Below are 13,118 nucleotides of genomic sequence, written 5' to 3' on the forward strand. Positions count from 1 at the left end.
TTAATTTTGCGGAGAATTTTTTTATGGACGCGGTAGATAAATCTCGTCAGCTAGCGTTGCGTAATTTGGTCCAGCTAATCGAGCGACTGGTTTTAAAGCATCCAGTTTTAAATAATTTTTTTCAGCGTCAAATATTTCATCAGCAAAATGAAATATTTTCGCTTCTAAAATAAATAAATCAGTCACTATTTGCCCGTTGCGGTCTTTAATTTCAATATGCTGGTATAAAGTCGATTCCATTCTTACACTCGCTAGCGCAATCGCTGGCGTGGAAATTACTGTGGAATCAATGAGGGGAATATTGAGTTCAGCCGTTTCAGAAATAGTATCGGGATATTTTTTAGATGTCGCATTCATCAGAGCCAAATTTTTTTCTTCGACTAAATGAACCACCGCTTCTTTTTGCTGTAATAAATTTTTAGCACTATCTTTCATTTTCCCATCGACGCGTAAAATAGCTACCGAAAAAAGTGGGAGCTGGTTACTGACGCCAGAAAAAAAACTAAAAGGCGCAGCATTGACCAGATCGTCTTGGTTACAAGTAGTCAACCAAGCGATCGCTCGGGGAATGATTAATCCGGATAAAAATTTATAATTTTCCGCCGGACTTAAGTCTTCACAACGAAATTGATTCATAGGCTAGGTCCGTGGTTTGTTATGCGCTGTCGTGTCAAATGGTCGAACCATGGCTTCAATTTCAGCACGTTTGCCTTCTAAAAATGGTGGCAAGGACAAGATTTCACCGGCTGTTTCATAATTTTCATCTTGCAAGAAACCAGGACCATCAGTAGCAAGTTCAAATAAAACGCCAGGAGCGGCCATAAAATATTCGCTAGCAAAATAAAAACGATCGACAAATCCTGAGTTTGGAAATTCTAATTCATCAATTTTTTTAATCCAATAACGCAAGGCATCTTGATCGGCCACCCGTAAAGCCAGGTGATGGACTGAGCCATACCCTTGAATAGCATCGGCCAAATCATTGCGGTGTTCGATAATTAAGGAAGCCCCATTGCCGCCTTCGCCGATTTCAAACAGATGAAATTGTCCATCCGTTGCCACATAGTTAAAGCCTAACACTTCTTCTAAAAGTAATTTCATATGATCATAATTAGAAACAGTAACAACAGTTGGTCCTAAGCCGACAACCGTATTTTCTTTTTCAACGGGAGAATTTTTCCAAGGGGTACCAGGAGCGACACCGTGGTCATTTTCATCAGAAACAAGTTGATATTGTTGGCCATCAAAATCTTCAAAATGTAAGATTTTTTTGCCGAATTGTTCAAAAATTTGACCATGTTTAATTTCTAAGGCGCTGAAACGTTCCGCCCAAAAAGATAAAGCAAGGTCACTTTGTACCCGGAAACCAGTCCGTGAAATAGAGTTCGTTCCGCGACGACCTTTTTGAATGCCAGGAAAATCAAAGAAAGTTACATCCGTACCAGCTGAGCCCATATCATCGGTGAAATATAAATGATACGTTTGGATATCATCTTGGTTGACCGTTTTTTTAATTAAGCGCAAGCCTAAGACGTTGGTGAAAAAATCGTAAATTTTAGGGGAGCTTGAAGTAATTGCTGTTACATGGTGGAGTCCGCGAATTTGTGTATCAATTGTTTTTTCCATAAAAAAAATCTCCTTCAAAAAAATATTTTTCTTACTAAAAGTAAGCATAACATTTTTTGAAGAAGATGCAATTTATTTGTCTTGGAGAACTTTTCTCAATTAACATTATTGACAATCGAAAGCTTTTCTACTTTAATTTCTGGAATCGTAATGTCCGATCCATTTAGAGTCGTATAATCGGTTAAACCGTTGTAAAGTCCGGTGAAGGTCACTTGGTCAAACATTAAAAGACGGGGTTCAGCAATAATATCAGTCACATGCATCAAAAGCTGAGAATTATTATCCACCGCAATATAAATATCCAACAGCTGACCGGTGCCAAAAATTCTAATATTTTTCCTGAAAAACTGACCTGCTGCCCAGCATAATAAATCGGATTGCGAAGGATTTGATCGTAAGTGGGAGTGCTTGTCGAGCTAGGATTATCAGCGACTTGAACGGCGCTAGTGTCCGTTTGACTAGCATTTGTAGTGGAGACCTCACTAGTGGAAGTTGGCGCGTTAGTATCGATTGTTGGAAGGGCTTGGACTTTCTTTTCTATTAGTTGATCAATTCGTCCTTCTAAATGGAAATTTTCTTGTTGAATTGCAACAACATAAAATAGCAGCAAAATAAAACCAATCCAAACAAAAAATCCTGAGCTCAAGAAAAGTTTGTGATTTCTAGTCAGGTCGCCTCGGGCTTTGATAACGGCGATTAATCCTAGGGGCCAAAAAAAGATTAATAATAAATAAAGGCGCGAAGGAGTTGAAAAAAAATTAAAAAAGCGGTTACTCGAGTTACCCAAATAAATTTCCTCCCAGAAATCATTATAATTAGCTTGATTTTACCAAATAATTAAGAGAAATTCAATCAAAAAATGGTCTATACTAAATTTTTTTTCAGCAGAGAAGTCTTGAGTCTTTGTTAAAAAAACGGTACACTAAAAAATGACAGAACAAAGGAGGAAATATTTTTGACAAATACAATTTTAACCGGCGATCGGCCCACTGGAAAGCTTCATTTAGGACATTATGTAGGGAGTTTAAAAAATCGGGTCGCTCTTCAAGAAGATCCTGAAAATAAAATGTTCATTATGGTCGCTGACCAACAAGCTTTAACCGATAATGCCCGCAATCCGCAAAAAGTGGCGGATAATATTATGGAAGTGGCGTTAGATTATTTGGCAGCCGGACTTGATCCTAGTAAGTCGACTATTTTTATTCAATCACAAATTCCCCAACTTGCTGAACTGACTTTATATTTTATGAATTTAGTAACCGTTTCGCGGGTGAAAAGAAATCCGACTGTGAAAGCTGAAATTTTGCAAAAAGAATTTGGTGAAAGTATTCCTACTGGCTTTTTTGTTTATCCAATTGCCCAAGCAGCCGACATTACCGCCTTTAAAGCGAATTTGGTGCCAGTCGGAGACGATCAACAACCGATGCTAGAACAAACTCGCGAAATTGTGCGGGACTTTAACAATATTTATGCGCCAGTTTTAGTTGAACCAGTGGCTGTGTTACCACCAAAAGGAAGCGGGCGTTTGCCAGGAATCGATGGTCAAGGCAAAATGAGTAAATCGTTGAATAACGGTATTTATTTGGCTGATTCCATGGATGTCGTCAAGAAAAAAGTGATGCAAATGTATACTGATCCGCAACATATTCATGTGGCCGATCCTGGACGAGTGGAAGGAAATATGGTTTTCACTTATTTGGATGTATTTGGCACAGACTCAGAAAAAATTGCCGACTTGAAAGCTCAATATCAAAAAGGTGGATTAGGGGACGTGGCGATCAAACGATATTTAATTGACGTTTTAGATAATCAACTGACGCCCATGAGAGAGCGCCGAGAAATGTTTGCCAAAGATCCAGCGGCCATTTATGAAATGTTACAAAAAGGCTCTGAAGCAGCTGAAAAAGTGGCTGCCCAAACTTTATCTGAAGTAAAAACTGCGATGGGAATTAATTATTTTAAATAAAAAAATGGACACGCCAAAATGTATGGCGTGTCTTTTTTGGCAGTTTCTTTTTCAGCAGTGGCGTTGAAAATCAAATTAAAAAAAAGAAAACCAATTGCAAAAACAAAAACGCCCATCACTATAATGAAGAACAATAGTGACAAAAATGGGAATCCCTTCGTTATAAAAACTAGCCATCATCAAGCCACCTCGAAACCGCTATTTTTATTAGTGTAGTGCAGTAAGAGGCCGTTGATAAGTGATTTTAAAAAGTCGGAGCGGCAATTTTGCTAAATTATTTTCGGGAATTTCTCTTGACACAACTTTAAAAATCAGTTATTCTATTTTTTGTGTTCAATAACATTTTTTTAATGAAAATAGCTTCAATTTTTGCCGCCTTAGCTCAGCAGGTAGAGCGCTTCCATGGTAAGGAAGAGGTCGTCGGTTCGAATCCGACAGGTGGCTCTTTGTGTACCGTTAAATCAAGGTTTCTTAGCCGCTTGACCAAAATTTGACCAAAATAATCGAGACTTTTTACTTTAAAAAAGCCAAATTTAAATTTTTTATTTTTAATTTTTTGTTCACACATTTTATTGGTCTAAAATTCGCTTAATTCTTTTTTGAAATTCGTCGACGGTGTTTTTTTACTAAGCAAAGAAAAGAGTTTAAAAATGATGATTACATTTAGAAAAGCTGAGTTGAAAGATTTACCTGCTATCACGGAAATTTATAATCACGCGGTGATTGCTGGAGAAATTACCGCCACCTTAAAACCGGTGACCATAGAAGAACAAGCGATTTGGTTTGCTAAACATTCGGAAATCCGTCCACTTTTAGTAGCTTGCCAGCAAGGGAAAATAATCGGATGGGCTTCACTATCTGATTTTTACGGACGAGTGGCTTATGAAAAAACGGTAGAAGTGAGCATTTATTTAGCCAAAGATGCGCAAGGGTTAGGTCTTGGCGCTCAATGTTTAAGTGAGTTAGAAAAAATCGGTGAAGAAATTGGTTTAACTACTTTTTTGGCTTTTATTTTTTCTACTAATCAGGCTAGTTGCCATTTATTTGAAAAATTTGGCTATCAGAGATACGGATTTTTGCCGCAAGTCGCCGATACTGGGGATAAGTTATTAGATTTAATTATTTTCGGGAAAAGATTTAAAAAGTGACATGCATTTCGATTATTAAAATCAAAAAACCTGTCTGAACTTAATCAGACAGGTTTTTTTGATTTATTTAGTGAATTGACTCGTTAATTCTTCGGCTAATTTTTTAGTGTCGGCACTATTTTTACTGGCAAAATAATAAATTGTATTTTTGGTGGAGATTTTTAAAATAGGTTGACTAGGTTGGTAAATATAAAGTTTCGCAGAACTACCGGCTATTTGAAATTTTCCAGTTAAATAATGATTGGTGGCTGTTCCAGCAATGCGTAGCCGATTTTTGGGAAGCTCAGAAATTTCTTCAACTCGTTCAATCTCAGAAAATTTAATATGGGCATCTGCGGCAAGTGGCGCTTTTAGTAAAACCACTTGATCTTGAATTTCCCCCACGAAAGCATCATCACTAAAGTCCGCTTTTAGCATGGGCACCGTGACAAAGACGACCAACGCAACTAAGAAAACTCCCAGTAAACTATAAATCAATTTACCGAAAGGACGACCGAAATTTACCGAAATATTCATCCCAATGCGGTCCGGGACATTCAACCGTTTGTCGGCAGGGTTATTATAAATGCCAAAGCGCCAAAATGGATCCTCATCCCGATAAATGATCTGACTTTTCGCGAGCAAATTATCTTGTTTTTTGCGCGTATTAAAAAGCAACCAGAAAGTCCAGCCAATGTAGGCAATTACGGCTATGATTAAGACGCTAAACAAAATAGTATCAAAAGGAGGGATAGCGTTCAGAGACAAAGGAATAAAAAACGGAATCACAGCAAGAACCAGACTGGAGACCCCAGTTAAAAGCGACCAGTCATGGACAAATAAATCGTTGAACTGCTGATTAATTGAGGCATCTTTTGTGTTAGCCTTCACTGGCAAATGTTTAATAATTTGATACAGACCAACAAATAAGAACGTCAGGGCCATTGATCCAATCAAGGTCCACCAAAAAGCAGCGCCGGTTTTAAAAATAGTATAAATCAGCCAACTGGCGATAATATTTAAGAGCAGGCTCAGCATAAACCACCAGGGAGAAATAATTTTTTGATTTTTTTGTTGAATCGTTTTCGTGTCGACAATTATTTTTTCAGCGGTGGGGACTTGCCAATTTTGGGCGACTTTTAAATGATACAAGCGGCCGATAGAAATAACTTGAAGAGCATAAAAAACGCCAATTTCAGCGAACATGCCGACAAAAAAATAAAGAATCAGCAAGGAATCGTAAGAAATAAAAAGTAAAGGCAAATAAAAAATAATTGAAAAAAGAGCGACGAATAAATTTTTCTGGCGATGTTTTTTGATGAAATCAGCAAGTTCCTCGCTGTGTAACGCCTCATTCGGTAAAGTATTTTCTAATAAAATATTTTTGTGCGGGCGGCTTTGCAGAATGCTCATGCCATAAAAAATACCGCTAATCATAATCATAATTAAATAAAAAATAAAATTCATCATTGATGTTCCTTTCTAAATGTTTCCAAAATATTTGCAGCAAGTGTCAGGCATTCTTCAGCTGATTTTCCATGGTTAAACCAATCCGCTAAAAGTAACGAGAGCTCTTGGGTAAAATGATCGACAAAATCATTGGCTTCCGGAATGCTTTCGGCAATTTTCGTACCGGTCCGGCGATCAGTCACCAGATAGCCGTCTTCTTTTAAAGCAGTGTAAGCTTTAGAAACGGTCATCATGTTGACGCCAATTTCATCAGCTAAAGCCCGCACTGAAGGGAGCTGCTCACCAAAAGCCAACTGACCATGGGCCAAGCCTAAAATAATTTGCCGCTTCATTTGTAAATATAACGGCTCGTTACTTTGTGGATCTATTTCTAAAATCATTTTGCTAACCTCCTTTGATATCTTGTATTATACACGCTAATACAGATAAGACAAGAAGAAAGTTTATCAATTATTTTTTTTGAAAATTTTCATGAATTTTCATTCAGCCCTTGAACTTCATTTTTAAAAAGAGTAGAATGGCTTAGAAATTAAAATTTGCTAAGGAGTGATTCAATGTCACACGAAATTACAGCGGAACAAACGCAAAACTTTCGCGAAAAATTTGTTCAAGATGGCAAAAAATTAGCCGTTCAACGGGCCGTTACTAAAAACGGAATCTTAAGCTCTGCTGAAAGCCAATTAGGCCATGTCAATAATACACCGGTTTTTTCTATCGATCTGACAACAGGTCCGGTAGCTAACCAAAAACAATCTGGCCGTTGCTGGATGTTTGCAGCTTTAAATACTTTCCGTCATAAATTATTAGGACAATTTCAATTAAAAGATTTCGAATTGTCCCAAAGTTATACTTTTTTCTGGGATAAATATGAAAAAGCCAATTGGTTTTACGAAAATATTCTCGGGACAGCTGAAGAAGATTTAACTAGCCGCAAAGTGGCTTTTCTTTTACAAACACCACAACAAGACGGCGGCCAATGGGATATGATTGTTTCTTTATTCCAAAAATATGGCGTCGTACCAAAAACGGTATTTCCCGAATCAGCTGCAAGTTCTAACTCACGGGAATTAAATTCTTTACTTAACAAAAAATTGCGTAAAGATGCTCAAATTTTACGGGAATTGGTTGCTTCTGATGCAGCCGTTGAAGAAATTGCTGATGTTAAAGAAGGCATGTTAGCTGAAATTTATAATTTCTTATCCGCTTCTTTAGGCACACCACCTGCTACTTTTGATTTTGAATATCGCAATGGTGATGGCGATTATCATATTGCCCAAAATTTAACACCAAAATCATTTTACGATGAATATGTTGGCGTTGACCTTGACGAATATGTAAGTATTATCAATGCACCAACAAAAGACAAACCTTATGATAAATCTTATACTGTGGAATTATTAGGGAATGTCGTTGATGGCAAACAAGTGAAATATTTGAATGTCGATATGTCTACTTTCAAAAAATTAGCCATCGCTCAACTTGAACAAGGCGAATCTGTTTGGTTTGGCTGTGATGTTGGTCAATCTTCCCAACGTCAATCAGGAATTATGGCTAATGATATTTATGATTTAAATGGTACTTTTGATTTTGATTTAAATACGACTAAAGCTCAACGCCTTGATTATGGCGAAAGCTTAATGACGCACGCTATGGTCTTAACTGGTGTGGATCTTGTCAATGGTCAATCAACAAAATGGAAAGTCGAAAATTCATGGGGCGATAAAGTTGGCGAAAAAGGATTTTTCGTTGCTAGCGACGCTTGGATGGATGAATACACTTATCAAATCGTTGTTCGCAAAGAATTTTTATCTGAAGATCAACTAAAAGCTTTTGAAGCTGAACCAAAAGTTCTTGCACCTTGGGATCCAATGGGCGCCCTTGCGTAGCAAGGACTACAGACGTTTTTTCGTCTGAGGGGGCAGTAAGGGGGCAGACTTATTAAAAACTATTCAGGGTTTTTAGTAAGTCTGTTTTTTGTTTTTTTGTGACGTGCATATAAATTTTTTCAGTTGTCTCTCGGTCCTCGTGTCCAACACGTTCCATAATTACCTGCAGTGGGACTTTTTTTTCAGCCAGCAAACTGATATGTGTATGTCTAAAAACATGGGTGCTCGCTTTTGTGGTAATCCCAAATTCTTGCTGATGTGCATTAAGAAAACCATTTAAAGTTCCTAGGTCGTACGGCTTACCATGGCGAGTAACAAATAGAAAATTTGTCTTTTTATCTTTGATAAATTGGTTATGGTAAATGCGGCTCTTAATGATTTCAACTGCTTTGTCTCCAAGTTCAATTGTTCGGAATGATTTTTTGGTTTTTGGTGGTACTTTTTTTCGACGCGTCTTGCTTCTGACTGCGTTGTCAAAAGTTCCGTGAATGTCTAATAAGAATCCTTCACGAAAATTTTTTTCCTCCAGCGCCATGACTTCGCCAAATCGCATGCCCGTTAAATATTGAAGTTCAAAAACTTGAGTATATAGAGGGTTGTAGCTATTACATATTTCAAAAATTTTTTTGACCTCGTCCTTTTCAAAGTAGCGGGGGATTTGCCTTTTCTCCATGTCTTGAATTGTTTTTAGCGGCTCCTTGATTCGCGAGAAGTGGATTTGGTCCAGATTTCGTACATATCTTTTCTTATAGGCAAGGGTGAATGCTCCACGGATGATTGCTCTGAATCGTTTGACGTAAGATTTTTGATAACCTATGTCAAAGGTCATACGGTCGTAAAAAGCTTGTACATCATCAAATGTGACGTCCTGGACCCGCATATTTATTTCAAGGATCATTAACTTATTTTTAAGAGCGTCAATGCCGTAGCTATACCCAGACAAAGTCGAACCCTTAACTGGCCGGATAGACCTAGGATCATTAATTTCTAGGAACCATTCATCTATCATATCCCCAAGTGTCTTATCATTTGGGATAATTCCATTTTCTTGCGACTTGGCTTTAACCTTGTCTGTTTCTTCGGCAATCATGCGATTAAGTTCTTTTTGGGCAAAATTCCAGACCTGGCGATTATTTTTTTCAAGCGTGATGGATTTTTTTATAAGTTTTTTTGTTTCTGGATTTTCAAATCTTTCTATGTACTTATAAGTAGTTTTACCTTTTTTATCCGTTCTTTCTTCTACCCACATTTTGATTTTCTCCTTTTTGTGCTAAAATAGGGTACAGAAAAGAGACCTATTTCAGGTTTATTTTTGCTATGACACATCCACGTTCTTGCCGGGCGGGGGATGTGTCTTTTTTTGTTTAAAATTCTATTCTTCTATTTGCCACCAAGACCTCGCAAAGTCAGCGACATTTTTATTCTGCGTAATTTTAGCTTTTTCAGAATTGATAAATGCGGGGTCCCAATCTGATTTGACAACAAAACCTAGCTCGTTGTCCGACAATATCGTTTTAACACTGATTCCGACGTTTGAGAACTGAGACAAATCTGTATCACTTAACAACCTAACTGCTTGCGCCACTTGGTTAATGGCGCTTTTCAGCGACCCCGCACTTTCCAAAGTAATTTGAGTTGTGTAGTTGCCGTCTTCAATATAGATGCCATTTACTTCCAAAACCTGTAAATTACTTAAATGATTGATGAAAGCTTCGTTTGTATCCATTGCTAAATTTTCTGTGATATTACGGGGCTCTTCAGCTGTTGATGAACTAATAGTTTCGCTAGATTCTTTCGTTTCCGAAGAGTTGTCTTTTTGTCTACTGCCATCATAGTCGTGATCAGTATATCCGATGATAATATTTGAACCCTCATCTGCGTAAAAACCATATTTTTCACCGACTTCTTTATCTCCGTAATACGTAACATTTGGTTGATCTGCATCAAGTTGATCACAGTCGCCTATTTTGATTGCTCTTTGATTCGTATCTGCTTTTTTATCAAAGTTTACTACTACAAAATCAGCAGTCAAATCCGCTTGTTGGAATAAATTTTCGACTTCTTCTTTTGATTTAAAGTAGGGATCTGGGATTTCAACTTTCCCTGCTAGAACTTTATCAGCATTTTTAGTTGCTTCAGCGACAACTTTATCTTGTCTGTTGTTTTCAAATTGTGATTTAATCTCAGAACCACCAACTAAAATTACTAGAACAATAACAACCCAAACCCACTTTCTTTGCAACAATGGCTTCTTCATTTTTTCTCCTCCAAAAAAGTATTTAGCTCCCACTTAGCGGCAGGCAGTGGTAGTCGCCAGATTTCTACATAGCTTTAAAACAGTAGCCCAGGAACCAAAGTTTAATATTTGTTTCCATTTTTGCATCTTTTTTGTTTTTGAGTTAATTCGTAGCTCCCGATGCAAATACCCTACTCGTATTATTTGAAAAGGAATTTGGAAGTGTTTGAAGTCTTTTTTCTTGTTCCTCCTTTTCATCTTCCCAGCTTTTAAGAAGTCGCTGATAGTAGAAAGATGTTATACCTCCACAAAAAGGGCAGAAGCGAGCATCTCCGGAGAGACCATACTGTCCTTGTCCACAGCCACCTGATGACTGGATAGTTTCTGATGGCGTCATGGGGTATTCGGGCATTTCTCCTAAACACCGATTCATAATGTTTGTGCCACAAACTTGACAGGCATTTTGTGTTTCTGTTAGTTGCTCGTTTCCACATTTTGGACACGTAGTCGCGCGATAGAACTCATTTAATTTAAAACCTGAATATTTCATTTCGTTAGTCCTTTCCAAATAGAATGAAGTGTAAGTCTTATAAGCTGATTCAAGGAAATTTTTCCCAGAACAAATCTTACAAAATTTTTCTTTTGTTGGCTGTAGTGTTTTGCAAGTTAAACAAAGTTTAGTTTGGGAATCACGATTTATAAAATCAATAAAATTGTTCACCATAGGGTGGTGCTCTCGAACGATGTTCGAATTTCTATACCTCTTGTCAATATCGTTAATAATATGAAGTGCAACAGTATAAGAGGTATCAAATGCAAATTCAATGCACTCCGCTGTAATAGTTTCCCAATTGACTAGATATGTATCCACAAGAGGGATTGGGGCTAATAAGCGCTTCGCAAAATAGTTTGCTTCTTTTTCAAAGATATCATATTCGGATTCGGACAGAGAATATCGGGATAAATTTGTTTTTTTTGTCAATTCATTGTGCTTAAGTAAATAGTGTCCTAATTCATGCGCAATTGTGAATCGAGAGCGACCTATGTTGCTAACGGTATCATTATAAAAAATGATAAACTGCCCGTCTTTTCGCATCCATAAACATCCTTCCTCTGAGTCAAGTTCTTCATAAACTTCGTCGAGAGTGAGGTCGTTTTTTTTTGCAAAACTAGTGTATTTCTGTATGTGCAGATTCGGAATATCACGAATAATCTTCTTTACCGAGATTGGTAGATTTTTCTGGTTACATGTTAAAACAGTATCATATGCAATACTTTGTGCGTATGCATAATCAGGGCTATTTGTAATACTCCTACAGGTCGTCATCATCGTTATCTTCTTTAAAACTGCCATTGTCTATATCATCAAAGGTGGCTTCCATTATTTTCAAAAGTCTTTTTTGATCCTTCTGATTGAGCTTTTTTGACTTCCGTTGAATTTGAAAAAATTCCGGAGTATCTCCCACCTCTATTGAAGGCGATTCCTCATATCCCTCATATATACCAAATTCGATATAGTCATCCATGACCTCTTCAGAAACAATATCGGTTAAGAAAAATTCGGTCTGGATATTAAAAACTTTTGCCAGCTTCTTCAAATTGTCTTTTGATGGCTCTCGGTCACCATTCATATAATAGCTTATCTGTTGTGGAGATATTTTTGATTGTCTTGATAATTCTGCCTGAGACCAGCCTCGCAGACTTGTTAGTTTTTGAAGTCTTACTTTAAATGGTACCATTTTCATTCCTCCTGCATAAGTATTTAATTTAATAATATTGTATCACTACCTGTTTATAAAATCAAATTTTTTATCACTACTAGTTGACATCAACAAATAGTGATGATATATTGTTGTCAAGGAGGTGATATAAATGAAAGAACGCATCTGGCTAAGAAAAAAACGAGAGAAGGCAGGATTAACTATTTTGGAGGCTTCTAGACTGACAGAGCTATCCAAGCAAGGATATTGGTTTATTGAATCCGGTCGTAGAGATCCAAGTGTGCACACCGCAATGCGAATAGCAAAAGCGTTTAGCTTTGAATGGACTATTTTTTTTGATAAAAATATCAACAAATGTTGATATTTTAAGAGAGGAGGTATGAGCCCATGCCCAAACCAATTCAGATTGATTTGGAGGAAGTAGCGATGGATCCCGAACGAGCCGAAATTAAATACGGTAGCAAGGACGTTGTAATTAAAATGTACTCTATTTCGAAGGCAAGTCTTAACAAATGGATCAGTCAAATGTCCGAAATTCCGGAATTTGCATCTGGCGTTATTCATCCCACGCACAAAATTGTTTTGATTGAGTTAGACACCTTCGATTTGTTTGTGCGATGGATGGATAAAAATCGTTACCGTCGAAAAAAATAATTTAGGGGGCAGAACAAATGAAAAAAAGAGGGTTAGCAGCAATTCATCCGGTAACTGGTGTTATCAAATTACGGCGTACACAGGCGATAGCATACTTAAGTTTACTAACTAATGCTGTTGCTGTGACAGTCATTATTATTATGTGGATGACAAGATAAGGAGGAAACAGACATGCGAAATAAATATCCGGGTCGCTGTTATCGATGTGGTCGCCTTGTCAAAACCGGCGAAGGTCATTTTGAGCGGATTGCTGGTGAAGGGTGGCGCGTACAGCACGCAGACTGCGCTATTAAATATCGCGGGACAGATGTTGGATTAACAGCCACAAACACAAAAAATGAACAGAAGATAAAAAAAGAGCCTTTATCAGCAGCAACTGACAAAGGCCTGAAATAAATAATCTACAGCTACATTGTAGCAGAAAGGAACGAT

Annotated in this window: 17 protein-coding genes and 1 tRNA gene; 8 read left to right on the forward strand and 10 right to left on the reverse strand. The window is 37.4% G+C overall.

Features of this window, described 5'->3' with window-relative positions:
* Nucleotides 1-21 precede the first annotated feature (21 nt).
* The 4 genes from BQ5341_RS07150 to BQ5341_RS07160 all read right to left on the reverse strand — a co-directional run bounded on the left by BQ5341_RS07150 (nt 22) and on the right by BQ5341_RS07160 (nt 2,413).
* On the reverse strand, nt 22-636 hold the full coding sequence (locus tag BQ5341_RS07150; protein ID WP_071131329.1) for a flavin reductase family protein: 615 nt from the start codon (nt 634-636) through the stop codon (nt 22-24).
* A 3-nt stretch (nt 637-639) separates the two neighbouring features.
* Entirely contained in the window at nt 640-1,614 is a 975-nt protein-coding gene (locus tag BQ5341_RS07155; protein ID WP_071131910.1) for a ring-cleaving dioxygenase, read from the reverse strand.
* Nucleotides 1,615-1,721: 107 nt separating this feature from the next.
* Nucleotides 1,722-1,913: a hypothetical protein gene (locus BQ5341_RS10510; RefSeq protein ID WP_158661757.1), complete on the reverse strand. Its 192-nt coding sequence runs from the start codon at nt 1,911-1,913 to the stop codon at nt 1,722-1,724.
* On the reverse strand, nt 1,889-2,413 hold the full coding sequence (locus BQ5341_RS07160) for a hypothetical protein (protein ID WP_071131330.1): 525 nt from the start codon (nt 2,411-2,413) through the stop codon (nt 1,889-1,891). Before BQ5341_RS07160 ends, BQ5341_RS10510 begins: the two co-directional genes overlap by 25 nt.
* A 168-nt stretch (nt 2,414-2,581) precedes the next feature.
* On the opposite strand from BQ5341_RS07160, the gene trpS reads away from it, so the two are divergent.
* The 3 genes from trpS to BQ5341_RS07175 all read left to right on the forward strand — a co-directional run bounded on the left by trpS (nt 2,582) and on the right by BQ5341_RS07175 (nt 4,740).
* Nucleotides 2,582-3,592 carry a tryptophan--tRNA ligase gene (trpS, locus tag BQ5341_RS07165; RefSeq protein WP_071131331.1) on the forward strand — a complete coding sequence of 337 codons (1,011 nt, stop codon included), beginning with the start codon at nt 2,582-2,584 and terminating at the stop codon, nt 3,590-3,592.
* A 371-nt stretch (nt 3,593-3,963) separates the two neighbouring features.
* Nucleotides 3,964-4,036, forward strand: a tRNA-Thr gene (locus BQ5341_RS07170).
* 206 nt (nt 4,037-4,242) lie between these two features.
* Nucleotides 4,243-4,740, forward strand: a complete 498-nt coding sequence (locus tag BQ5341_RS07175; RefSeq protein WP_071131332.1) for a GNAT family N-acetyltransferase — start codon at nt 4,243-4,245, stop codon at nt 4,738-4,740.
* A 63-nt stretch (nt 4,741-4,803) separates the two neighbouring features.
* On the opposite strand, the gene BQ5341_RS07180 is transcribed toward BQ5341_RS07175, so the two are convergent.
* Both BQ5341_RS07180 and BQ5341_RS07185 read right to left on the reverse strand, forming a co-directional pair.
* Nucleotides 4,804-6,189 (reverse strand): PH domain-containing protein, encoded by a 1,386-nt coding sequence (locus tag BQ5341_RS07180; protein ID WP_083378633.1) that lies wholly within the window; start codon nt 6,187-6,189, stop codon nt 4,804-4,806.
* Nucleotides 6,186-6,569: a GntR family transcriptional regulator gene (locus BQ5341_RS07185; RefSeq protein WP_071131334.1), complete on the reverse strand. Its 384-nt coding sequence runs from the start codon at nt 6,567-6,569 to the stop codon at nt 6,186-6,188. The genes BQ5341_RS07180 and BQ5341_RS07185 overlap by 4 nt, the downstream gene beginning before the upstream one ends.
* Nucleotides 6,570-6,743: 174 nt before the next feature.
* On the opposite strand from BQ5341_RS07185, the gene BQ5341_RS07190 reads away from it, so the two are divergent.
* A complete protein-coding gene (locus BQ5341_RS07190) occupies nt 6,744-8,075 on the forward strand; it encodes a C1 family peptidase (RefSeq protein WP_071131335.1) in 1,332 nt (443 codons plus the stop codon).
* Nucleotides 8,076-8,127: 52 nt separating this feature from the next.
* On the opposite strand, the gene BQ5341_RS07195 is transcribed toward BQ5341_RS07190, so the two are convergent.
* The 4 genes from BQ5341_RS07195 to BQ5341_RS07210 form a co-directional block, all read right to left on the reverse strand.
* Entirely contained in the window at nt 8,128-9,324 is a 1,197-nt protein-coding gene (locus tag BQ5341_RS07195; RefSeq protein WP_071131336.1) for a tyrosine-type recombinase/integrase, read from the reverse strand.
* Nucleotides 9,325-9,447: 123 nt separating this feature from the next.
* The gene (locus BQ5341_RS07200; RefSeq protein ID WP_071131337.1) at nt 9,448-10,332 is read right to left on the reverse strand and encodes a hypothetical protein; all 885 of its coding nucleotides are present in this window, start codon (nt 10,330-10,332) and stop codon (nt 9,448-9,450) included.
* A 142-nt stretch (nt 10,333-10,474) separates the two neighbouring features.
* Nucleotides 10,475-11,407 (reverse strand): ImmA/IrrE family metallo-endopeptidase, encoded by a 933-nt coding sequence (locus BQ5341_RS07205; protein ID WP_158661758.1) that lies wholly within the window; start codon nt 11,405-11,407, stop codon nt 10,475-10,477.
* A gap of 217 nt (nt 11,408-11,624) precedes the next feature.
* Entirely contained in the window at nt 11,625-12,050 is a 426-nt protein-coding gene (locus BQ5341_RS07210) for a helix-turn-helix domain-containing protein (protein ID WP_071131339.1), read from the reverse strand.
* A gap of 133 nt (nt 12,051-12,183) precedes the next feature.
* On the opposite strand from BQ5341_RS07210, the gene BQ5341_RS07215 reads away from it, so the two are divergent.
* Genes BQ5341_RS07215 through BQ5341_RS07225 form a run of 4 tightly spaced genes read left to right on the forward strand, consistent with a single transcriptional unit; the run spans nt 12,184 to nt 13,082 of the window.
* The gene (locus tag BQ5341_RS07215; RefSeq protein WP_071131340.1) at nt 12,184-12,393 is read left to right on the forward strand and encodes a helix-turn-helix transcriptional regulator; all 210 of its coding nucleotides are present in this window, start codon (nt 12,184-12,186) and stop codon (nt 12,391-12,393) included.
* A 26-nt stretch (nt 12,394-12,419) separates the two neighbouring features.
* Nucleotides 12,420-12,686 (forward strand): excisionase, encoded by a 267-nt coding sequence (locus tag BQ5341_RS07220; protein WP_071131341.1) that lies wholly within the window; start codon nt 12,420-12,422, stop codon nt 12,684-12,686.
* A gap of 17 nt (nt 12,687-12,703) precedes the next feature.
* Entirely contained in the window at nt 12,704-12,844 is a 141-nt protein-coding gene (locus BQ5341_RS10590) for a hypothetical protein (protein ID WP_162840226.1), read from the forward strand.
* A 13-nt stretch (nt 12,845-12,857) separates the two neighbouring features.
* Nucleotides 12,858-13,082 (forward strand): hypothetical protein, encoded by a 225-nt coding sequence (locus tag BQ5341_RS07225; protein ID WP_071131342.1) that lies wholly within the window; start codon nt 12,858-12,860, stop codon nt 13,080-13,082.
* The last annotated feature ends 36 nt before the right edge of the window (nt 13,083-13,118 follow it).

This window comes from Enterococcus timonensis, from assembly GCF_900104595.1.
Lineage (GTDB): Bacteria > Bacillota > Bacilli > Lactobacillales > Enterococcaceae > Enterococcus_J > Enterococcus_J timonensis.